Below are 22,908 nucleotides of genomic sequence, written 5' to 3'. Positions count from 1 at the left end.
TTGAATGCAATGTATAAAAAGATTTTTTTTATTTAAAGATCAGTCTTTCGTTATCCCCGTACATTTCGTAGCCGGACGTGATCACTTTTTCACCGGGCTGAATTCCTTCCAGAACCTGATAATACCTGGGATTTTGTTTCCCTATTTTGATTTTCCGTCGGTAGGCCTCTTTACCATCGGGCGTAAGCACGTATATCCATTGTCCGCCGGTACTTTGGTAAAAGCTTCCCCGGGGAATCAATATCGATTCGTCGGAAGCTCCTAATTGTAAATTGATATGATATGTCTGTCCTGTCCGGATGTTATCCGGGATCTCTTCCGTGAATTCCAAGTCGGTTTTGAATTGCCCCTCTTTTACGTCGGGGTATACTTTTATTACCTTCATGTTGAAATCTTTCCCCTGTCGTTCCAGGGTAGCTTCCAAATTTTTGCGTACCCGGTCGATGTAATGTTCGTCGATCAGAGCGGTTACCTTATATTTGCCTAAAACGTTTATTTTTCCGATTTGCGTACCGGAGCTGATGTATTGTCCGATTTCGATACTCAGTTCTCCGAGTTGCCCGTCGATAGGGGCACATACTTCCAATTGGGCATACCGTTCCCGGGTCAATATCAGATTACGTTTTCTGTTTTCCAGTTTGTTTTGCATGATAATGGCCTGCCTGTGGCGTCGGATGGAGTCCTTGGCTTGTTTTTCCGAAATCAATTGCTGACTTTTAATAGCAAATTCATAATCTTCTTTGGCGATGAGGTATTCCTCTTTGGCAATCAGGTCTTCTTTGTAAAGCTGTTCGTTTTGTAAATATTTTCTTTTTTTCCGTTCGGTATCCAATTCCGTGTTCAGGCGTTCCTGTTGTAGGTTGAGGGTTTCTTTTTCCAAATCCAAAAGGGCATTTTGGGTATTGTTCTGTTCTTCCACGAATCCGGCCTCGTTATTCAGTATTTCGGTTTCGAGGCTTTGGTTCTCTAAGCGGAGAATGATCTCCCCGGCTTTTACCATCTCTCCGGCTTCTTTAAACTGCTCTTTCACTCTTCCGCCTTCAATGGCTGTGAGTTGTGAAAAGTTAAGGGGTTCCACGTTTCCCATAATACGGATATAATCGTTGAATACTCCGCGCGTAACCTCCTCAACGGTGGCTTTGTCCTTATCCACTCTCAGACTGGATTGGTGGTTCCCGAATATGGACCAACCGATAAATAGCAGTATAAAAACGACTCCGGCCAGGTAAGGTATATGTTTTTTCTTTAAACCTTTTTTTTGTTCAATGGGTCTGTCCATGATGTATTTGTTTCCTATTATTTGTAATTGCGAAAATTAAAATTATCGGGGGAGGTCACTTGGGTTTGTAATGGAATCCCCCGGTAAAAATCGATCATCTTTTTTTGCATGATATAATTGAATTTACTCTTCTGTACTTCCGATCTGGCTTCTAATTGATTGTTGGAAGTGTTGTTAAGATCGATGATCGTGATCAGGCCTTGTTCGTATCGTTTTTGAGCGGCACTTTGCGAAAGGGTTGAAAACTTTTCCCGTTGGAGGGATATCCGGTAGCGCTGAGCACAAGATTCCAATTCCTGCAACGCTTTTTGGATCTCGTTGTACAATTCTCTTTGGGTTTGAAGAAACTGAATTTCCGTAGCCGTTAACGAATTCTTGGCTTTTCTTAGTCCGGAACGTTTGCTTAAGCCAGAATAGAAAGGAATGCTCATACTGATACTAAAACCTTTTCCTATTCTGTTCCGGTCGAAGATCTGATTCCAGAAAGATTCACTTACATGATCTGAATAGCTCCCGAAAGAGATGCTTCCCCCCATGCTTATGGAGGGATAGAGGTTAGCTTGTGCCGTCATCAGATTTAATTTAGCTGTACGGACAGAATATTTAGCGATGGTGATTTCCGGAAGTTCCTCCATGGCTTTGTGATAGATATCATCGATATCAAAACGGTGTTGTTCGAGGGAAAAATCTTCAAATGAAAGAGTGTCTACCATAAACTCATCCTCTTCTTCATAATTCATCAGATATTTCAGGTTAACCAGTGCATTTTGAAGGTTATTCTGGGAAGATTCCAGTAAAAACTCCATAGAAGCTTGTTGTGCCTGCATCTCGTAAAGATCGCTTTTCGGTTTTTTGCCTAAATCGCATTCCCGTTCTATTTTTTTCAATCGCATCCGGTAGTTTTCGACTTGTTCTTCCGTGATATGCACCTCTTCTTTCATGTAGAGGTAGTTGAAAAAAGCATGCATGATCTGGATCGCGATTTGATTGGCTTGGTTCTCTGTCTCTTTCAGTCCCATCAGACGGCTTATTTTAGCGATTTTTATCCGATTAATACCGCTAAATCCTGCAAAAACCGTTATTCCGGTTCCGAATCCGAAACCGCCGAACGACATGTAACGGGTATTTACGTAAGTGTTGGTTTCGGGATCAATACCTCTTCCGAAGCTATAACTTAATCCCGGGGATATGCCGCTTACGGAGGGGAGCAGGTTTAAAACGGCATCCCTTACTTCCAGACGATTGTTATCGTTTTGTAGTTTTTTTTGTTGCATCGTTAGACTGTGTTCCACTCCGTAATTAATGCATTCCTGAAGATTCCATTTTACGGTTTGAGCTTCCATTCTGTAAGTTTTTAACAGAAAGCAGAGGAATAACAAGAGGTATAATTTCAGAATCATATTTTTTTGTTTTATTTTGTCCTCCCTGATGCTAAACTTATGCCATAGATGTAACGTATTTATAATCAGAAGTATATATTTTCATGGGAGATGTCGTCCTGTAAAAAAATAGGACAGTGCTGTCTATTTTTTTTACACTCGGGAGAATCACTCGTAAGTTAATGTATTGATAATAAGGTATATGTCTGTTTTGGCATGCTTATGGTAATCTTTCGAATATGTTTTATTCGTAAGTAAATGTATATGATAAAGATTGAGAATTTAAGTAAGGTTTTTCGTACCGAGGAGGTAGAGACGACCGCTTTAAATAAAGTTTCTCTTCATGTGAAAGAGGGAGAATTTGTTGCCATCATGGGTCCTTCCGGATGCGGTAAATCAACGTTATTGAATATTATCGGTTTGTTGGATAATCCTACGGAGGGAAATTATTATTTTAACGGCCAGGAGGTGGGACATTTTAAGGAAAAAGATAGAACCAAGGTACGTAAAGGAAATATCGGTTTTGTATTTCAAAGTTTTAACCTGATCGATGAATTGAATGTTTATGAAAATGTAGAACTGCCTTTGATCTATTTGAAAAAGAAAAGTTCGGAGAAAAAAGAGCTGGTAACGACTATTTTAAAGCGAATGAATATCAGCCATAGGGCCAAACATTTTCCCCAGCAGTTGTCGGGAGGACAACAACAGCGGGTAGCTATTGCCCGTGCCGTGGTTGCCGATCCGAAGTTGATTCTGGCCGATGAGCCTACCGGTAATCTGGATTCCAAAAACGGGGCGGAGGTTATGAATCTGCTAACCGAATTGAACCGGGAAGGAACGACTATTATTATGGTGACCCACTCCCAGCACGATGCATCCTACGCTCATCGGGTGGTAAATCTTTTCGACGGTCAGGTCGTCACCGAAACGGCAAATAGAATGGAGAATACGGAAGCGTAATGTGATGTAAAATTATGGATATGACCAAGCAGGGAACGATATTAGTTGTAGATGATAATAAAGGAGTTTTGACGGCAATCGAGATGTTGTTGGCGGGGGTGTTCCGAAAAGTAATTCCTACTAGTAACCCAAACCGGATTCTTTCTATATTAGAGAGTGAAAATGTGGATGTCGTTTTATTGGATATGAATTTTACTGCCGGAATAAATAGCGGAAACGAAGGCTTGTATTGGTTGACGGAGATTAAAAGACGACTTCCGGATTTGCCGGTGGTCTTATTCACCGCGTATGCGGATATTGAATTGGCCGTGAAGGCGGTGAAAGAAGGCGCTACTGATTTTGTGGTCAAGCCTTGGGATAACGCCAAGTTGGTGGCGACGTTATTGGCTGCCTATCGGTTGAACCAAACCCGGCAGGAGGTGAAACAACTTCGGGAGAAGGAGGGGGTATTGAAACGTCAGTTGGACGGAGACCAAGAGAGAGTATGGGGAGATTCTCCGGTCATGCGGCGGGTACACGATCTGATCGTGAAAGTTGCGGCCACGGATGCCAATGTATTGATTACCGGAGAGAACGGAACGGGTAAGGAGATGATCGCCAAGGAACTGCATGCTTTGTCGAATCGAAAAGAGGAGGTAATGATCTCCGTGGATATGGGAGCCGTCACGGAAACCTTGTTTGAAAGCGAGTTGTTTGGTCATGTAAAAGGTGCCTTCACGGATGCCTGCGAAGATCGTTCCGGTAAATTCGAGGCGGCGCATAAAGGGACGTTGTTTTTAGATGAGATCGGTAATCTCTCCTATGCCTTGCAATCGAAATTACTGGCGGCCATACAGGGCAGAAAGATCACCCGGGTGGGCTCCAATAAACCGATAGATGTCGATATCCGGTTGATTTGTGCCACAAATAGTAATTTGCAGGAGATGGTGGAAAAAGGGTTGTTTCGGGAAGATCTTTTATACCGGATCAACACGATTCATATCGTGGTTCCTCCTTTGCGGGAACGGGGGGAGGATATCCTTTTATTGTCCGATTTCTTTTTGCGGAAATACGAGGCCAAATACGGTAAACGGGGATTGTATCTGCTGGAAGAAACCAAGGCTCGTTTGTTGAATTATGCTTGGCCCGGAAACGTGAGAGAGTTACAACACGCTATTGAAAAAGCGGTAATTATGTGTGACGAAGAGGGATTACGTCCGGAAGATTTTTTGTTTAAACCTACGACGGATCAGCTCGAGAACACGGTTTCTACTTTGGAGGAGATGGAGAGAGAGATGATTCGTCGGGCAATCGAACGCAACGACGGTAATTTATCGACGGTAGCCGTACAGTTAGGGATTACCCGACAGACATTATACAATAAGATAAAAAAATTTAACTTGTAACGGAATGTCCCGGTATTACTCTTTTCGTCTGTTTTTTTATTTGCTGATAGCGTTGATCTCCAGCGTCGGGACGTATATTTTAATATCGGAAAAGAGTTATGTCGGGGCGGCATTTGTAACCGGATTGATGGTGTTGTGTGTCGTTTCGATATTTAATTCAATAAACCATGTTAATCGTAAGTTGACTTATTTTTTCGGTTCTTTGGAGAACGATGATTTTACCATTCATTTCCCGGAGAGAGAGGGCTTGCCTTCGGAGCGTATGTTGAATGTCATGTTGAACCGGATGAAGGATATTTTGCAAAATACCCGGTTGGAGGTACAACAACGTGAAAAGTTTTATGAGTTGATTATTAACAGTGTCAGTTCCGGGATCGTGGTGATGGATAAAGAGGGGTTTGTTACCGATTGCAATCGAGTGGCCTTAAAATTGATCGGTTTGGAGGTGTTTACCCATATCGATCAATTGCATAAGGTCTCTTGGGATTTGCAGGAACTTTTCCGGAATATTCAGCCGGGAGAGAGCCGGAGAGTAGCATATACTACGGAACGGGGGAGAATTCAGCTGTTGGTTCGTTCAAGCCGAATCGTATTGCGTGATAAACCGATCATGCTATTGGTTATAAATGATATAGAGAACGAGTTGGATGAGAAGGAGATCGATTCCTGGATCCGTTTGATCCGGGTACTTTCTCATGAAATCATGAACTCCATCGCACCGGTGACTTCCTTGAGCGATACCTTGTTATCTTTGTATCGGGAAGGAGAGATGCCGGACGAAGAGTTAAAACGCAATACCATGAACGGTTTGCAAGTGATTGGGGAGACCGGGAAAGGACTGATCTCTTTCGTGGAATCCTATCGTAAATTTACGCGGATCCCGAAACCGGAAAAAGAGTTGGTCGATTTGAACGAATTTATCCATCGCATGGTTATTTTATGTAGTATGGAGATTAATTTTTCAGCCGTTAGGCTGGAGGTTACGATTCAACCCGAAGGTTTGAGAATATATGCGGATCCGAATCTGTTGGGACAGGTGGTGTTAAATTTGCTGAAGAATGCCTTTTATGCTTTGAGGGAACGCTCCGACGGGCGTATTCTCGTGTCGGCGGGAAAAGGAGAAGAGGGATGTGCGTGGATTAAGATTAAGGATAACGGACCGGGAATAAAACCGGAAGTCATGAATGAAATCTTTGTCCCTTTTTTCACGACGAAAACGGAAGGCTCCGGTGTCGGTTTAAGTGTCGCCCGGCAAATCATGCGGGTTCACGGTGGAAATATAAAGGTTAATTCCATATACGGTAGAGAGACGACTTTTACCCTTACGCTTTAAATAATTTTATCCGTTTCACGTTATCGGCCGCGGGATTTTTCCCGTCCGATATCCGGTGTCGATTGTTCTCAATAAAACATATCGGTATCTCTCTGTTTATGTTTGTTTCCGGAAAAAATTCTGACTTAGTTTGCCGGGTAGTCTAATTTACCGGGGTACTGAAATACTTTCAGATTGAATAGCGGAAGTATGGCAAACAGGTGGTCGAAAAGATCCGATTGTACCCGTTCGTACTCCACCCAACTCTGTTTGGCGGAAAAACAGTAAATCTCGAGGGGGACTCCCGTCGGACCCGGTTGAAGTTGGCGTACCATATGCGTCATTTCTATGTTGATGTCCGGGTTGGCGTTGATCCATGACTCCATGTATTCCCGGAACGTGCCGATATTGGTCAGGCGTCTTTCGTCCAGAAGATTATGACGGTTGGCATTATGAACGGCAAGTTCGGCCTCTTTTTTCTCTATGTAGGATTTCAGTAACTGGGATTGTTTCAGGGTGTTTAACTCTTCTTTGCTCAAATAATGGATAGAGTAAATATCGATGTTCACGGAACGTTTGATTCTTCGTCCTTTGGATTCTTCCATGCCTCTCCAATTCGTAAAGGATTCCGAAACTAATTTATAAGTCGGGATGGTGGATATGGTTTTGTCCCAGTTCTGTACTTTTACCGTGGTCAGGTTAATCTCCAAGACTTCGCCGTCCGTATTATGGCTGGGCATAACGATCCAGTCTCCAATGCGAACCATCCGGTTGGCAATCAGCTGAACGCCGGCCACGAATCCGAGGATGGAATCTTTGAAGATCAGCATCAGTACGGCGGCAAAGGCGCTTAATCCCACGAGTAGAGCTTGTGGTGATTTATTTAGTAATATGCTGATAATAATGATGGTGGCCATGCTGTAGAAAAATATCTTGATGACCTGAATAAAGACTTTAATCGGACGGTTTCGAGCCATGGGATAACTTTCGTATATGCGATTGATCCCGTCCATGATAGAGGATAATACCAATAAAATGGAGATGACAACCCACACGTTTATCAGGCGGTTTATGATATCGGCATATTCCCATCCGATTTGAGTGGAAATCAACTGAATGACGACCGGAACGATTAATAATGCCAAGCGATTGAAAAAGTGTTGGTCCAGTAATAGGTCATCCCATTGAGTTGCCGTGCGATGTACGATCTTCAGGATGATTTTAGCCAGCCATTTTTTGGATATAATGTAGACGAACCATCCAATTAATCCCATAATAAAGGCTTGAATAAGAAATTGTATTAGTTTAGTGATACTTTCCGAGTAAATACCGAAATGTTGTAAAATCGTTGGGATGTATTCCATGACCTATTTCAATTAACGTGAGTTTTTGTTGCACAACGGACAAATGTAATATTTTTTTTCTAAAAATATTAAAAAGGAATTTTTGCACAACGAATCCTTTGAAATAGAGATGATGTCGGAAGCCCCTTGATGGGGAAAATCTTACTAATTGGGTATTTCGCTGAGTTCCAACCAGCGCATCTCTTTTTCGTCCAATAGGTTTATAATCTCCGAAATGCGTTGAGAGAATTTGATCAGTTCATCCGTGGTTAGTTTTCCGGTATTTAATGCTGTTTCCAGTTCTGCTTTTTCTGCATTCAGTTGGTCCATAGCGATCTCCAGTTGTTCCATCTCTTTCTTTTCGCTAAACGTGAGTTTACGTTTTTTCTCTTTTTCCCGGTCGACGGTTTTTGCATTAGGAACGCTCTTTTTCGCTTCCTGTTTCTGGAGCAGTTCTTCCTCCTCTTTTTTATTTTTGTATTGGGTGTAATTGCCGGGAAAGTCTTTAACTATACCGTTGCCTTCGAATGCAAATACCCGGTCTACTACTTTGTCGGTGAAAAAACGATCGTGTGAAACAATGATCAGGCATCCTTGAAAGGCTTTCAGGTATTCTTCCAAAACGTTTAAAGTTACGATATCCAAATCGTTTGTTGGTTCGTCGAGTATGAGAAAATTCGGATTACCCATCAATACGGTTAGCAAGTAGAGACGACGTTTTTCTCCTCCGCTTAATTTGTAGACCGGAGAGTACTGTAGTTTATCGGAAAATAGAAAATATTCCAGGAACTGGGAGGCCGTCATGATTCGGCCATTGCCCAAATCTATTTTTTCAGAGATGTTTTTGACGATATCGATCGGACGATCGTTTTCTTTGAAGGTGATTCCGGATTGTTTGTAATAGCCATAAACGACGGTTTCTCCGATTTCAATTTGTCCGGAGTCCGGTTTAGTCGTTTGTGTGATGATATTTAAAAATGTCGACTTGCCGATGCCGTTTTTTCCGATAATTCCGATTTTTTCTCCTCGAACGAATTTGTAAGAGAAATCTTTTAGAATGCAAAGATCCCCGTAGCTTTTGTCGACATGTTCCAATTCCAGGATTTTTTTACCCAGCCGTTTTCCTCGAATATCGAGTTCCAGTTGTTGTTGTTCGGTATGTTGATCGGCGACCTCTTTCAGCTTGTAAAAATTATCTATTCGGTATTGTGCTTTATGGCTTCGGGCCTGCGGCATCCTGCGCATCCATTCCTGCTCCGTTCGGAGCAAGTTTTTAGCTTTATCGATGGAAGCGTTTCGGGCATCGATACGTTCTTCTCTTTTTTCAAGATAATAGGAGTAATTGCCGTTGTACGCGTAAAGGCCGAAATCGTCGATTTCTATAATCAGGTCGCATACTCGATCCAGAAAGTAACGATCGTGGGTGACCATTAACAGGGTTACTTTCGATTTTTCCAGGTAGCTCTCCAACCATTCGGTCATCTCCACGTCTAAATGATTGGTAGGCTCGTCTAAGATTAGGAAATCGGGATTGCTGATCAGTATCTTCGCTAAGCCGACTCGTTTTTTCTGTCCGCCGGAGAGCTCTTTGATGCGTTGATTATACTTGTTTATCTTAAGTTCGGAAAGTATTTGTTTTACCTGTGTCTCGTAATCCCATGCGGCTAACGCATCCATTTGCGGGATTAGTTCCTCTATGGCTTCAGAATCGTTATTGGTTACGGCTTCTTCGTAATTTCTTATCGCTTTCAATAAAGGAGAGTCCGAATTGAAGACCTCCTCGAACACGTTGTTCTCGGGTTCCAGCTGGGGATCTTGTTCTAAATAACCGACCGTAATATCGTTGCGGAAGATAATCGTGCCGGCATCTGCGATCTCTTTCCCGGCAATGATTTTTAGCATAGTGGATTTACCCATGCCGTTTTTAGCGATTAAAGCAACTTTTTGGTTTTTGCCGATACCAAAAGAGAGGTTTTCGAATAGAGGTTGTTCGCCGAAACGTTTGCTTAAATTATTTACTTGTAAAAAACTAATCATGAGTAACTTCGAGTTTAAGATATAACGAGTTGTAAAAAAGAGTCAAATAAGTTTTAATTTCCCCGCTTTAAAAAAGCTTTCCGGCTCTCCTCCGGGTAGTGTTCGATCGCGTAACGCAGCATGGTTCTCGGCATTTGCCGATACCTCGGCGTGAGGTAATCGGTAAGGATTTGCCGGTTCTTTTTACCGACCTCTCTCAAAAGCCAGCCTACTGCCTTGTGGATCAGGTCGTGGGAGTGAAATTGCAGAATATCTGCGATCTCTAAGCACTCTTCGAATTTTCCTCTTTTCACGAAATACATACAAGAGACGATAGCGATACGTTGTTTCCACAGGTGGCCGGTTCGGGCCCATTCATAGAGTAATGTTTTCTCTTTGTCTTCGAGCCAGCGTCCCAGTAATTTATAGCAGCTTAAATCGACCAAATCCCAGTTGTTCAGGTGATCGACATGTTGAATATAGAAATCGACATATTCTTTTCTTTTCTGTTGATCTTTCTCTTTTTCAAAACGATGGACCAGAAGCAAGACGGCTGTCATCCTGTATTCGTGAATAGGCGAGAGTAACAACTCGTGTACTACGGGCAGGGGGGTGTGCTGGTATATTTTTACGATGTCTCGGACTTGCGGTATCGGGATTCCTATAAAAAGATCTCCTTCCCCGTATTCTCCTTTACCGGTTTTAAAAAAACGGGCAAGAGCGTGGGCTTTTTGTGTATTTTTTTGTCTATTAAGTGCTTCTGTTATCTCTTTTAAGGAATCTTTCATGATAAAGCGATTTTTTTTATGGGTTGTAAAGGTAATGATTGTTAATAAAAAAGTTCGGGTTGTTATTAAAAAATCCGTTAAAAATCGGTAGTGTATTTATTTTAATTGTATTTTTACCACACAATCGAAAATTATAGTCTTATGTCAAAAATAATAGCTATAGCGAATCAAAAGGGGGGGGTAGGAAAGACGACGACTTCTGTGAACTTGGCAGCGAGTTTGGCTGTTTTGGAGCAAAAGGTTTTGTTGGTGGATGCTGATCCGCAGGGAAACGCGACGACGGCCGTGGGATATGATTTAAAAGAGTTGAAGGCCACTATCTACGAATGTTTGGTGGAGGGGATAGAGCCGGAGAAGGCTATTCTAAATACGGAAATTGAGAATTTATATATATTGCCTTCTAACATCGACCTGGTCGGAGCCGAATTGGAGATGTTGAATTTTCAAGATAAAGAGAGTGTTATGGGAAGGGTATTGGCCGGTGTTCGGGAGAAGTACGATTACATACTGATCGATTGTTCGCCTTCACTGGGGTTGTTGACCGTGAACTCGCTGGCCGCTGCCGACTCGGTGATTATTCCCGTGCAATGTGAGTATTTGGCTTTGGAAGGATTGGGTAAGTTGTTGAATACGATAAAGATCATTCAAAAGCGTTTGAATACCTCCTTGGAGATCGAGGGATTTGTGTTAACCATGTACGATGCTCGTTTGAGGTTGTCTAATCAGGTGGCTTCCGAGGTAAAAAAACATTTCGAAGATATGGTTTTCGATACGATGATCCAGCGAAACACGAAGCTGGCGGAAGCTCCCAGTTACGGACAGCCGGTCGTACTGTACGATGCCGAATGTCGAGGGACGGTGAATTACCTGAGTTTGGCAAACGAATTGCTGGAGAAGAATAGAAGAGCTTAGCCGAAAAGGAATTCATGTGAAGTTTTAAATTGTTTGGACGTGTAATCATAAATAATAAGTTGATGGCAAAAAAAAATGCATTAGGAAAAGGATTAGGGGCTTTGCTTCAGGATGCGGCGGAAGAGATTAAGCCGAGGGGTGGAAGCGGGTCGTCTATGCAAGAGGAGTTAAAATTAAGTGATATCCGTCCTAATCCGCATCAACCGAGGACCTCTTTTGATGAGGAAGCATTAAATGAATTGGCAGCTTCTATAAAATCTATCGGGATTGTTCAACCTATTACCGTGCGAGAGATCGGCGACGGGAAGTACGAGATTATCGCCGGAGAGCGTCGTTACCGGGCATCCAAGATTGCCGGATTGGAGACCATTCCGGCTTATATTCGGAAAGCGGAGGAAGATACGGTATTGGAATTGGCTTTGATTGAAAATATACAGCGGGAGGATTTGAACGCCATCGAAATAGCGATCAGTTATCAACGCTTGCTGGAAGAGTGTAGGCTAACCCAAGACGCTTTGAGCGAACGGGTCGGCAAGAAGAGAACGACCATATCCAATTATTTGCGCCTGTTGAAATTACCTGCTCCGATACAATTGGCGATTAAAGAGAGAAAGATTAGTATGGGGCATGCCCGGGCTATTGTGAATATAGAGGATCCCGATACCCAATATATGGTGTTCGAACAGATTATGAAATATGATTTTTCTGTCAGAAAGGTTGAGGAGATAGTCCGGGAACTGATGAATCCCAAAAAAGAAGAAAAGGTCGATAAAAAAGAGTCGAAGGTAAAAACAATCGATGATTATAACGAATTGCAAAGTCATCTTTCTCGTTATTTCGAGACGAAGGTTGATTTAAAGAGAAACGAGAAAGGAAAAGGAAAAATTGTCATATCTTTTAAGTCGGATGGTGAGTTGGAACGCATTGTCGGTTTACTGGATAAACTGAGTGCGAAATAAGTTTATATCGTGAAGGCTGTTTTACAAAAAATATTTTTAATCGCGTGTGGGATTTTACTTCTTCTGGGTACGGATGCCCGGGGAGAGAGCGTATACCTGTTAACACAGGTAACCGATACTATTATCAGTGAGGATTCCGTACGTGTCGGAGGTGAGGAGGCATTTGTTTATAAGAAGAAAATGAAAAATTTAAAGCCTCATTCCCCGCATAAGGCGACGATTATGGCGATGGTTCTGCCGGGATCGGCTCAGATTTACAACGGACAATGGTGGAAGGTGCCCATTTTATACGGGGGTATCGGGGCGACGGTCTACGGACTCTCTTGGAATTCGAAATATTTCCGAAAGTATAAGACGGCTTTTTTGGATTACACGAATTATTTAGATAGAAAAAGCGAGGATCCCGAAACACCTTACCCTACAGACAATACCTGGGATAAATTGATGATTGCAGGAAATTCGGCGGCGGATTTTACTCCTTCTCAACAACAACGATTGAAAGATCAGTTGAAAAATAAGAAAGATTACTATAAACGAAATCGAGATTTGCTGTACATCGTTTCGGGAGCTATCTATATCATTCAGATTATCGATGCTACGGTTTTTGCTCATTTCTATGATTATGAAATCAATGACGATTTGTCTATGTCGATTCGTCCTACTACCGGTTTTTCGCCTGTAACCGGGGGAAATGTCGGAATATCATTAACATTTAATTTTTAAAAGCATGCGCTGGGTGTTTTTGTGGTTATGTATCTTATCGTGTGGTGTTCTTACCGTGAAGGGACACGATAGGGATTCCGTGAAGATTCAAACGGAAGCTCCTAAATTAATAAATCCTCCTTTGGTTTTACTTACAGATTCCATTCCGGGAACTTTTGTCCGGAGATTAGACGAATTATACCAGAAGTGGTATGTGAGTAAACCGGAATTGGGAGATACCTTGAACATGTTGGAGCAAAAGGAGGCTTTTTCTTCTTTGCCCGATTCCATTTACCTCAGTCGATTAGATTCCATGAATTCGGCTATACGGGTTTCGTTTAATGAAATAGTAAAGAACTATATCGAGTTATACACGCTAAAACGCCGGGCTCAGGTAGGTGCTATGTTGGGATTAAGCGAGTATTATTTCCCCATTTTTGAAGAGATTCTGGACCGGGAAGGCTTACCGCTCGAGTTGAAATACCTTCCGGTCATAGAAAGTGCACTGAACCCCAGGGCGTTCTCTCGTGCCGGTGCTTGCGGGTTATGGCAATTCATGCATGGGACGGGAAAGATGTATCGTTTGGAGATCAACTCTTTCGTGGACGAACGGAGAGACCCGGTAAAATCTACGGAAGCGGCAGTCAGTTTTCTGAAGGATCTGTACAGTGTTTACAAAGATTGGGTTTTGGTTATCGCGGCTTATAATTGCGGTCCCGGAAACGTGAATAAGGCTATTCGTCGTTCCGGGGCGAAGAAGAATTATTGGGATATTTATTATCGTCTGCCTCGGGAGACCAGGGGATACGTACCGGCATTTATAGCGGCGATGTACGTGTTTAACTATCATAAAGCGCATCAGATTTATCCTGTCGCTAACGAGTTGCCCGTGATGTGCGACAGCATTATGATAAACGAAGGATTGCATTTTGAACAGATTTCCAAACTTTTGGATATTTCGATCGAGCAGTTGCGGGATTTGAATCCTCAATATAGACGGGATGTTATCCCTGCAGGATACGGAAAATCTTACGCTTTAAGAATGCCTTATAATTATGTCGGAGAGTTTATCGATAAACAGGATACAATATTTGCTTATAATCGCTCTTATTATTTCGATGATAGCGACCGGACGGCTAACCCGAGAGATCGGATTAAACACTATGCCTATGCTCCTCCCAGTAATAAAGCGAAATTGATTTATGTGGTGAAGAGCGGGGATGTGCTGGGGGGGATTGCCAATACCTTTCATGTACGTTTGGCGGATTTGAAGTATTGGAACAATATGAGCAGAAATTTAATCCGGGTAGGTCAGAAATTGGTCGTCTATGTGCCTAAGGATAAGGTGAAAACTTACCAGAACAAGGCTGATGCGAAATACGCTGGAATGGCTTCCAACGCGGAGGTGGAGACGGAGCCCTTGATTGAAGGAGAATATGAAATCTACGTGATGAAGAAGGGAGATAACCTGTGGAATATAGCCAAGAAATATCCGGGGATCACGAATAAGGATATCATGAGGTGGAACGGGCTTACCGATAAAACCGTGAAAAATTTAAAACCCGGTCATAAGTTGAAGATAAAAATCTAATAATCGTCAATCTTTTTAATCGCTAAATCAAAGAATCATTCAATCGCCGAATCGCTTAATCCCTCAATTTTTTAGTTTGCAATTGTCAATTAATGTAGCGTTTGATCAGCTTTAGCGCGTGGGTGTAGCGTTTGGTTTCTTCGTTAAAAATACCATGGTGATCGATTTTGTCGACCCGTACCCGGCCGGAAGCATGGATGATACGACCCGGTTCCCATAAGATTCCCACGTGGGTAATGGCTCCTGCCTCGTCGCCGAAAAAGGCCAGATCCCCCGGTAAGGACTCTTCGATAAAAGAAAGAGTTTGTCCTTTCATGACCTGTTGTTCCGCCTTTCGGGGTAAATTCATACCGATCATTCGGTAGACGATCTGAGACAATCCGGCACAATCGATTCCGTACGGAGTACGCCCTCCCCATAGGTAGGGGGTATTGTAGTACATCAACGCGTATTGGATAAGTAGATCCCTCAAGTTGTCAATGCCTATCTCTTTCAATGTACCGATCAACGCGTATTCGTCTTCTTCCAATTTCATTTTCTTCGAGTAGGCGTCGTAAAAAGGCAATACGCTGCCCGCTACGATTAACTTATTGCCCCAATCCCCTTCTTTTAGTACCAAGTTGAATACTTCTTCCATAATCAATTGATCGGACGAACGATAAGACTCGACGTAGGATGGGCTTACCTCCTTATGCATTTTCCGATCGATCCAACCTTCACAATTATCATGCAATAATCGTATATACAGCCAGTTATCCTCCTTTTCCAAAACTTCGTAGATCTCCCCGAATAAAATTTGGGAGGTCATTTCGCTTCGTTCCGATTTTTCCCGCCTCACGGGCACTATACTCAAATCAGCTATACCAAACTCCATCGTAATAAAATTGAGAAACTGAAAAATGAACTTTTATTCCAGTTCGTATTAATTATCGCGAAAATAGAGAAAGTTTCGAGATAATGAAATGATTTTTTTAGTTAACTTGCATGACATTATGAATCGTAAAATTGATTTGATCATGAAGAAGTTAGTAGTTTTAACAGGGGCGGGAATGAGTGCGGAGAGCGGCATTCGGACTTTCAGGGATAGCGACGGTCTTTGGGAAGAGTATAATGTCATGGATGTGTGTACCCCGGAAGCTTGGGAGCGTGATCCCGAATTAGTCAATCGTTTTTATAACGAACGCAGGAAACAACTTTATGAGGCAAAACCCAATGCCGGCCATTACGGATTGGCTGAATTGGAAACGGAGTATGATGTTCAAATCATTACCCAGAATATAGACGATTTGCACGAGCGGGCCGGGAGTTCGAAAGTACTACATCTTCACGGTGAATTGAAAAAAGTCAGAAGTAGCAAAACCCCGACTCTTATTTATGATCTGGAAGGTTGGGAGTTGAAATTGGGAACAAAAGGAGAAGACGGATCCGTTCTTCGTCCGCATATCGTTTGGTTCGGGGAAGCCGTGCCGAATATCGAGCCGGCGATAGAATTAGTATCCCGGGCTGATATATTGGTTGTTATCGGGACCTCTCTTGCCGTATATCCTGCGGCGAGTTTATTGCATTACGCTCCGGCCGGATGTCGTATTTTGCTTATCGATCCTAAGATTCCGGAGAGCGTGAAAAACAGCAGAATCGAATTTATAGAGACAGGAGCGTCCGAAGGAGTTCGGATATTGAAAGAGAAACTAATGTCGTAACAGATCGGGCTATTTTGCCTTTCCGGTCTTCTGTTTCATTTTAATTTGTATATTTGCCCTTCAAAATTTTGAGGGTATTAATCTGAAGTTTGAAGTGTTTTAAGTTTATGGGTAGAGGAAAGAAACCGTTACTGGAAAATATCGAAATTCAAAAAATTGCAGCGGAAGGTAAATCCATCGCATACGTGGATGAAAAAGTGTTATTTGTTCCCAATACCGTTCCCGGTGATGTTGTCGATGTTCAGGTAACCAGGAAACGAAAAAGTTTTTTGGAAGGTTTCGTGGTGAATGTGAAGAAATATGCCGATATCCGGACAGAGCCTTTCTGTTCTCATTTCGGAATATGCGGCGGTTGCAAGTGGCAGAATCTGCCTTACGAACGGCAATTGGATTTTAAGCAACAGGAGATCGTAGATAATCTGCAACGAATCGGAAAGGTTGAGCTCCGGAATGTATGTCCGATTATAGGTTCCTCGCGAACCCGGCATTACCGGAACAAATTAGAATTTACATTCTCGGACAAGCGTTTTTTGACTCGTGAAGAGATCGGTTGCGACCAGGAGATCGAACGCTCTCCGGCGGTAGGTTTTCATGTCCCGGGGCTTTTCGATAAGGTGGTGGACATTAAAACCTGTCATTTGCAGCAGGAACCGTCCAATGCCATTCGTAACTTTATACGGGATTATGCCGTTGCCCGAGGTTTGAGTTTTTATAATATACGGGAACAAAAAGGATTTTTGCGTACCTTAATTATTCGTACCTCCTCCACGGGCCAGATCATGGTTATTATTACTTTTGGACACGAAGAGCGGGAGGCAAGGGAGTGTTTACTTCAACATTTGGTCGGGGCTTTTCCGGAAATTACTTCTCTTATGTACGTGATAAACGAGAAGTTGAACGATACGATTACCGATCAGGAAGTGATTTGCTTTCATGGTGAGGATCATATATACGAACAAATGGAAGAGTTGAAGTTTAAGATCGGCCCGAAATCATTTTATCAGACCAATTCGGAACAGGCTTATAACCTGTACGCTCAAACCCGGAACTTGGCCGGGTTAACGGGTGATGAAACTGTCTACGATCTTTACACGGGAACGGGTACGATTGCTAATTTTATCGCTCGTCATGCCCATAAAGTGATCGGAATTGAATATGTTCCGGAAGCTATCGAAGATGCCAGAGTAAATTCTTCCATCAATGGGATTACCAACACGCTTTTCTACGCGGGAGACATGAAGGAGGTCTTAAACGAGGCTTTTATCGCCCGTCACGGCAAACCCGATGTGATTATTACCGACCCTCCGCGTGCCGGAATGCATCCGGATGTTGTAAATACCATATTGAATGCTGCGCCGGAGCGTATCGTTTATGTCAGCTGCAATTCGGCAACACAGGCACGCGACCTTCACCTGATGGATGCTGATTATAAAGTAATGGCAGTTCAACCGGTAGACATGTTTCCGCATACGCATCATGTGGAAAATATCGTATTATTGCATCGCAGGTAGAAGAGTCGCTGGGCCGGGTATTTTTGGTTCCCGAGTATATGGATTTTTTAACGTGGAGTTTTTGCTATAAATAGAGAGTGGCATCGGGACCTTCGTTAAAGAGAAGATCCATGACACTGAGATTTGGGGCGAACGGAAAACGCTCGGCAAAAGTTTGATGGTAGGGTTTGGCAACAAAAGGATCGTTAAATTTGCGCCTGGACGGTTTGGGGTGAATGACGTCCCTGAAATCGTCGCAATGGTCGGGAGTGTTGACGTAGTCTGTTGACAGGGCGATCGTGTTATTTAAAGACAGGATATCAAGAATTTCGTGTATTATCTTCATGTTCAGATCGAGCAGGTATTTCTCTTTTTTTGTAAAAAAAGAGGTGAAATGGTCCATGTAATAATCGTAATAAGGAGAATTTTTGTAAGCGGATTCAATACCTTTAAAATGAAGTTTTTGCCACGAGGTGGAGTAATCTATACAAGTTTCTTTGGTTAATATCTTTTTACTCGTTGCTTTTATTACCGGAATGGATAAGGTCATCACTCCGTTGGCGGTCATGATGTCACAGCGGTTTCTGTAACTTTGTTTTCCGTAATGTTCGTATTGTTCGATAATAACTCCTTCGTAATCTTTTATTTTAGATAAGTATTGTATTGGAGGGAAATAAGCCGTATTTAATAAGATTTTTTTCATTCCGTGCGATTTTGGGACAAAAATAAAAAAATAAAGATTGTAGCTTGAAGTTTGATGAAAAAATGATTGTAAATATATGTAAATGGATATATTAATCTTTTCTTAAAATATAATATGTTAAAATTGGTGTAATCTACTCTTGTTGGCTTAAATATTGTTATCTTGTAACCAATTTAGGTTATTTCAGAAAAAAACTCTTCAGGGAAATAAAGAAAGGAGTAAAATTAAAATTCCCGCGAAATAAAAAAGGTTTATATTACAACTAAATGACTCAATTCTTCGTAATTAAGTAATAAAAATGTAACAGAAGATACATCCCAACGTAATGCAAAAATGGTTTATTTGAAGCAGGGAAGTGATTATTCAAAAAAATTAAATTAGATCAATTATATGAAACCGGAACTCGTGAATCAAGATAAATTATTGGAGCCTTTTGCGAAGGTTATTCAGGAAAGACATGAACGGATACTTGCTTTGGAGAAGGAATTCACGAGTAGGGCAACGCGATTGGCCGACCTGTGTAATTCTTATTTATACTATGGTCTTCACAAAACGGACCGGGGATGGGTGTTCAGGGAATGGGCGCCGCATGCTACGGCTGTGTATTTGATCGGGGTATTTAACGATTGGCGGAAACATCCGGACTATGCCTTAAAAAAAATAAATAGTGAGGATTGGGAGATCGTATTGCCGGAGGGTGTTTTGTCTCATGAAATGCTTTATCGTTTGTTGGTGGAGTGGGATGGCGGAGCGGGAGAGCGTATCCCTACTCATGTCAGAAGAGCGGTTCAGGACGAGTATACCAAAATATTCAGTGCTCAGGTATGGGACCCGAAGAATCCGTATCGCATGAAACATAAATCTCCTCATCGTACTGTTCACCCTTTGATATACGAGGCGCACGTGGGTATGTCTACCGAACACAAGAGGGTTTCCACATTTACGGAGTTCCGTTTATTTGTGCTTCCCCGTATGGTGGATTTGGGATATAATACCTTGCAATTGATGGGAATTCAGGAGCATCCTTACTATGGTTCTTTCGGGTATCAGGTATCTAATTTTTTTGCCGTTAGTTCCAGATTCGGGACTCCGGAGGAGTTGAAAGCTTTGATTGATGCCGCTCACGGAATGGGTGTACGGGTTATTATGGACATTGTTCATTCGCATGCTGTCAATAATGAGATGGAGGGATTAAGTCGTTTTGACGGTTCGTACGACCAGTTCTTTTACCCCGGAGAACAGGGATATCATCCTTTATGGAACTCCCGTTGTTTTAATTACGGCAAGCATCAGGTGATTAATTTCCTGTTATCCAATTGCAAATATTGGTTGGATGAATTCCATTTTGACGGTTTTCGTTTCGACGGGATTACGAGTATGATATATTGGGATCATGGGATCAATAGGGACTTCACGGATTACCGGATGTATTATGACGGCGATCAGGATGAAAATGCTATTGTTTATTTGGGTTTGGCCAACCGGGTGATTCATCAGGTAAATCCGGAGGCGATTACGATAGCCGAAGATATGAGTGGAATGCCGGGTATGGCTTTCCCGGTAGAAGAAGGAGGATTGGGGTTCGATTTTCGTATGAGTATGGGGGTGCCGGATTACTGGATAAAGTTGTTGAAGGATAGGAAAGATGAAGAATGGCACGTGGGGGATCTTTTTTACGAACTGACCAATAAACGGAAAGAGGAACATACGATTAGCTATGCCGAAAGTCACGACCAGGCTTTGGTCGGTGATAAAACAATTTTTTTTCGGTTGGTCGATAAGGCTATATACTCTTCGATGAGTGTTTTTAATAAAAATATACACATTGACCGGGGTATTGCTTTACATAAGATGATTCGTTTGGTGACAATAGGAACGGCAGGAGACGGTTATCTTTCTTTTATGGGGAATGAGTGGGGGCATCCGGAGTGGATTGATTTCCCGCGAGAGGGGAATAATTGGAGTTACGATCATGCCCGGAGATTATGGAGCTTGGTCGATGATGAGCAGTTGCGTTTTCGTTTTTTGAATGCTTTTGATCGGGCTATGATTCATTTCGTTGAAGATAATCAGCTATTTGTGGGATATCCTTCTCCTTTGGTGAGGGATAACGAGAGGCAGATTTTGATTTTTACCCGGGGAGATTTTTTGTTCGTCTTTAATTTTAATCCTGAGGTTTCTTTTATGGATTATCAATTCGATGCTCCTCCGGGAAAGTATATGACGGTACTGAATACGGATAGTGCGTTGTTTGACGGTTTCGGAAGGATTGACGAGAACGTGGAACATTTTACGCGTTATATCGCTCCCGGTAGAAGCCAACTGAGTTTGTATCTTCCCGCCCGGAGTGCATTTGTTATGCATCGTTCGTGATAAGAAGGTAATAATAATTGATTTTGATATATTAAATGGCAGATTATGGGATATTTAAAATTCAATAAAGAAGAGTTAGTCAACTTAGAGTATGCTCTGCACCGGGAGGTTTTAGCGACCAATCGGGCGGGGGGATATGCGTCAACAACTATTGTTTGTTGTAATACGAGAAAGTATCATGGTCTACTGATACTTCCGATCGAAGAATTCGGCGGTATGAACCATGTGTTGCTCTCTTCGTTGGATGAGACTATCGTACAGCATGGTCAATCGTTTAATTTGGGTATTCATAAATACCCCGGCGTGTATGACCCCCGGGGACATAAGTATATTGTCGATTGTGAGTATGAGCCTGTTTGGACGTTACTCTATCGGGTAGGAGGAGTGGTTCTGAAGAAAGAGTTGATCATGGTGCATAACGAGGCACAAGTAATGATCCGCTATACATTGGTAGATGCTCATTCGGAAACGTTGTTGCGTTTAAAACCTTTTTTGGCGTATCGGAATGTGCATGATTTGAGTAAGGCCAATATGATGGCCAATACGAAATACGAATCGGTTACTAACGGGATAAGGTCGAGGTTATATGTTGGGTTTCCCTCATTGAATATGCAATTGAGTAAACCGAATGAGTTCGTGGCAGTGCCGGATTGGTATTACAATATCGAATATCTGGAAGAGAAAGCAAGGGGGTATGACTATCGGGAGGATTTATTTGTCCCCGGTTATTTTGAAGTTCCGATCAAAAAAGGGGAGAGTATCGTTTTCTCGGCTTCTGTGGAGGAGGTCAATCCGAACGTCCTGAAGCGTAAGTTTCAACGGTTGGTGGATCTGCGTATGCCGAGGGATAATTTCGAGAATTGTCTGAAATACTCGGCTTCTCAATTTATTGTTCATGACGGTAAGGATACGGAAGTGGTAGCTGGTTATCCTTGGTTCGGGCGTTGGGGGCGAGATTCTTTTATCGCTTTACCCGGAATCACTTTGGCTGCCGAACAGGATATAAAAAGTTGTAAGGAGGTGATCGATACGATGGTCCGTCAATTGCATAATGGATTGTTCCCGAATATCGGAAAGCGTCAGGATGCGGCGTACAATTCGGTAGATGCTCCGATGTGGTTTTTTTGGACGCTTCAGCAATTGGACGATGCGATGAAAAAGAAGGGATTTATCTGGAAAAATTACGGGAGTAAGATGAAAGCCATATTGAAGGCTTTCCGGTATGGTACGAATCCTTGGGTGAAGATGGAGGAGAACGGTTTAATTTGGGCGGAACAACCCGGTAAAGCCCTGACTTGGATGGACGCTATCGTGAAAGGAATACCGGTAACTCCTCGGGGTGGTTATGCCGTAGAAATCAATGCTTTGTGGTATAATGCCGTGTGTTACAGTTTGCGCTTGGCAGAGGAAGCTGCCGATCGCCGCTTCGTGGAAGAATGGAAAGAAATGCCGGAAAAGATTCGGGAGAGCTTCAATAAATTATTCTGGTATGAAGAGGGAAAATACCTTGCCGATTATGTAGATCATACCGGTCAGAATACCTTGGTTCGTCCGAATCAGGTTATAGCTTGTTCTTTGGAGTACTCCCCGATTAGCGATGATATGAAAGAGAGGGTGTTGCATGTGGTACGCCGCGAGTTGTTAACACCCAAGGGATTACGTACGTTGTCGCCTAAAAGTGCGTCATATAAGGGACGTTACGAGGGAGATCAGAATGAACGGGATTCGGCTTATCACCAGGGAACGGTTTGGCCGTGGTTGATCGGTCCTTACATCGAGGCCAGTCTGAAACTGAGGGGGAAGCAGGCTTTGCCTGCGGTGAAAGAGCTACTGGCCGGATTCGAGGAAGATATGACCACTTACGGAGTTTGTTCTATCGCGGAAGTGTATGACGGAGACCCCATTCACAGGCCTGGTGGATGTATCTCTCAGGCATGGAGTGTCGGAGAGGTGTTAAGAAGTTTAGCGTTAATCAAAAAGTTTGAGAGGAAACGGAAATAAGAACGGAAGTTTCGT

Annotated in this window: 18 protein-coding genes; 11 read left to right on the top strand and 7 right to left on the bottom strand. The window is 42.6% G+C overall.

What is annotated here, in order from left to right; translation table 11 throughout:
- Positions 1-28: 28 nt before the first annotated feature.
- Both PGR74_RS12530 and PGR74_RS12525 read right to left on the bottom strand, forming a co-directional pair.
- A complete protein-coding gene (locus PGR74_RS12530) occupies positions 29-1,279 on the bottom strand; it encodes an efflux RND transporter periplasmic adaptor subunit (protein WP_041504587.1) in 1,251 nt (416 codons plus the stop codon).
- Positions 1,280-1,296: 17 nt separating this feature from the next.
- Entirely contained in the window at positions 1,297-2,679 is a 1,383-nt protein-coding gene (locus tag PGR74_RS12525) for a TolC family protein (protein ID WP_041504586.1), read from the bottom strand.
- A gap of 243 nt (positions 2,680-2,922) precedes the next feature.
- Here PGR74_RS12525 and PGR74_RS12520 point away from each other — a divergent pair, with 243 nt between their 5' ends.
- The 3 genes from PGR74_RS12520 to PGR74_RS12510 are packed head-to-tail and all read left to right on the top strand — an operon-like array spanning position 2,923 to position 6,336.
- Entirely contained in the window at positions 2,923-3,618 is a 696-nt protein-coding gene (locus PGR74_RS12520) for an ABC transporter ATP-binding protein (protein ID WP_041504585.1), read from the top strand.
- A 20-nt stretch (positions 3,619-3,638) separates the two neighbouring features.
- Entirely contained in the window at positions 3,639-5,003 is a 1,365-nt protein-coding gene (locus PGR74_RS12515) for a sigma-54-dependent transcriptional regulator (protein WP_041504617.1), read from the top strand.
- Positions 5,004-5,007: 4 nt separating this feature from the next.
- A complete protein-coding gene (locus PGR74_RS12510; protein WP_270517284.1) occupies positions 5,008-6,336 on the top strand; it encodes a sensor histidine kinase in 1,329 nt (442 codons plus the stop codon).
- A gap of 125 nt (positions 6,337-6,461) precedes the next feature.
- Here PGR74_RS12510 and PGR74_RS12505 read toward each other — a convergent pair whose 3' ends face one another.
- The 3 genes from PGR74_RS12505 to PGR74_RS12495 all read right to left on the bottom strand — a co-directional run bounded on the left by PGR74_RS12505 (position 6,462) and on the right by PGR74_RS12495 (position 10,462).
- Complete coding sequence (locus PGR74_RS12505; RefSeq protein ID WP_235375115.1) at positions 6,462-7,589, bottom strand: mechanosensitive ion channel family protein; 1,128 nt, start codon at positions 7,587-7,589, stop codon at positions 6,462-6,464.
- Positions 7,590-7,823: 234 nt separating this feature from the next.
- The gene (locus tag PGR74_RS12500) at positions 7,824-9,695 is read right to left on the bottom strand and encodes an ABC-F family ATP-binding cassette domain-containing protein (RefSeq protein WP_041504582.1); all 1,872 of its coding nucleotides are present in this window, start codon (positions 9,693-9,695) and stop codon (positions 7,824-7,826) included.
- A 53-nt stretch (positions 9,696-9,748) separates the two neighbouring features.
- The gene (locus PGR74_RS12495; protein ID WP_052634896.1) at positions 9,749-10,462 is read right to left on the bottom strand and encodes a DNA alkylation repair protein; all 714 of its coding nucleotides are present in this window, start codon (positions 10,460-10,462) and stop codon (positions 9,749-9,751) included.
- Between the two features lie 141 nt (positions 10,463-10,603).
- On the opposite strand from PGR74_RS12495, the gene PGR74_RS12490 reads away from it, so the two are divergent.
- The 4 genes from PGR74_RS12490 (at position 10,604) to PGR74_RS12475 (ending at position 14,626) form a co-directional block, all read left to right on the top strand.
- Positions 10,604-11,374 carry a ParA family protein gene (locus PGR74_RS12490; protein ID WP_041504581.1) on the top strand — a complete coding sequence of 257 codons (771 nt, stop codon included), beginning with the start codon at positions 10,604-10,606 and terminating at the stop codon, positions 11,372-11,374.
- Positions 11,375-11,436: 62 nt separating this feature from the next.
- Entirely contained in the window at positions 11,437-12,333 is an 897-nt protein-coding gene (locus tag PGR74_RS12485; RefSeq protein WP_041504580.1) for a ParB/RepB/Spo0J family partition protein, read from the top strand.
- Positions 12,334-12,342: 9 nt separating this feature from the next.
- A complete protein-coding gene (locus PGR74_RS12480) occupies positions 12,343-13,056 on the top strand; it encodes a DUF5683 domain-containing protein (RefSeq protein ID WP_052634894.1) in 714 nt (237 codons plus the stop codon).
- Between the two features lie 4 nt (positions 13,057-13,060).
- Positions 13,061-14,626 (top strand): lytic transglycosylase domain-containing protein, encoded by a 1,566-nt coding sequence (locus PGR74_RS12475; protein ID WP_041504579.1) that lies wholly within the window; start codon positions 13,061-13,063, stop codon positions 14,624-14,626.
- Between the two features lie 85 nt (positions 14,627-14,711).
- Here PGR74_RS12475 and PGR74_RS12470 read toward each other — a convergent pair whose 3' ends face one another.
- Positions 14,712-15,500: a C40 family peptidase gene (locus PGR74_RS12470; protein WP_041504578.1), complete on the bottom strand. Its 789-nt coding sequence runs from the start codon at positions 15,498-15,500 to the stop codon at positions 14,712-14,714.
- A 142-nt stretch (positions 15,501-15,642) separates the two neighbouring features.
- On the opposite strand from PGR74_RS12470, the gene PGR74_RS12465 reads away from it, so the two are divergent.
- Both PGR74_RS12465 and rlmD read left to right on the top strand, forming a co-directional pair.
- A complete protein-coding gene (locus PGR74_RS12465; protein ID WP_041505611.1) occupies positions 15,643-16,326 on the top strand; it encodes an SIR2 family NAD-dependent protein deacylase in 684 nt (227 codons plus the stop codon).
- Positions 16,327-16,433: 107 nt separating this feature from the next.
- Positions 16,434-17,837, top strand: coding sequence for a 23S rRNA (uracil(1939)-C(5))-methyltransferase RlmD (rlmD, locus tag PGR74_RS12460; protein WP_041504577.1), 1,404 nt, complete (start codon positions 16,434-16,436; stop codon positions 17,835-17,837).
- Positions 17,838-17,901: 64 nt separating this feature from the next.
- Here rlmD and PGR74_RS12455 read toward each other — a convergent pair whose 3' ends face one another.
- Positions 17,902-18,519, bottom strand: coding sequence for a WbqC family protein (locus tag PGR74_RS12455; protein WP_041504576.1), 618 nt, complete (start codon positions 18,517-18,519; stop codon positions 17,902-17,904).
- A gap of 390 nt (positions 18,520-18,909) precedes the next feature.
- On the opposite strand from PGR74_RS12455, the gene PGR74_RS12450 reads away from it, so the two are divergent.
- On the top strand, positions 18,910-20,892 hold the full coding sequence (locus tag PGR74_RS12450; RefSeq protein WP_041504575.1) for an alpha amylase C-terminal domain-containing protein: 1,983 nt from the start codon (positions 18,910-18,912) through the stop codon (positions 20,890-20,892).
- Between the two features lie 45 nt (positions 20,893-20,937).
- On the top strand, positions 20,938-22,893 hold the full coding sequence (locus PGR74_RS12445) for an amylo-alpha-1,6-glucosidase (RefSeq protein WP_041504574.1): 1,956 nt from the start codon (positions 20,938-20,940) through the stop codon (positions 22,891-22,893).
- The last annotated feature ends 15 nt before the right edge of the window (positions 22,894-22,908 follow it).

It is taken from the genome of Sanguibacteroides sp. AM78-02pH3A (assembly GCF_027666085.1).
Taxonomy (GTDB): Bacteria; Bacteroidota; Bacteroidia; order Bacteroidales; family Marinifilaceae; genus Gabonibacter; species Gabonibacter massiliensis.
This window is presented reverse-complemented; position numbering and strand designations above follow the sequence as displayed.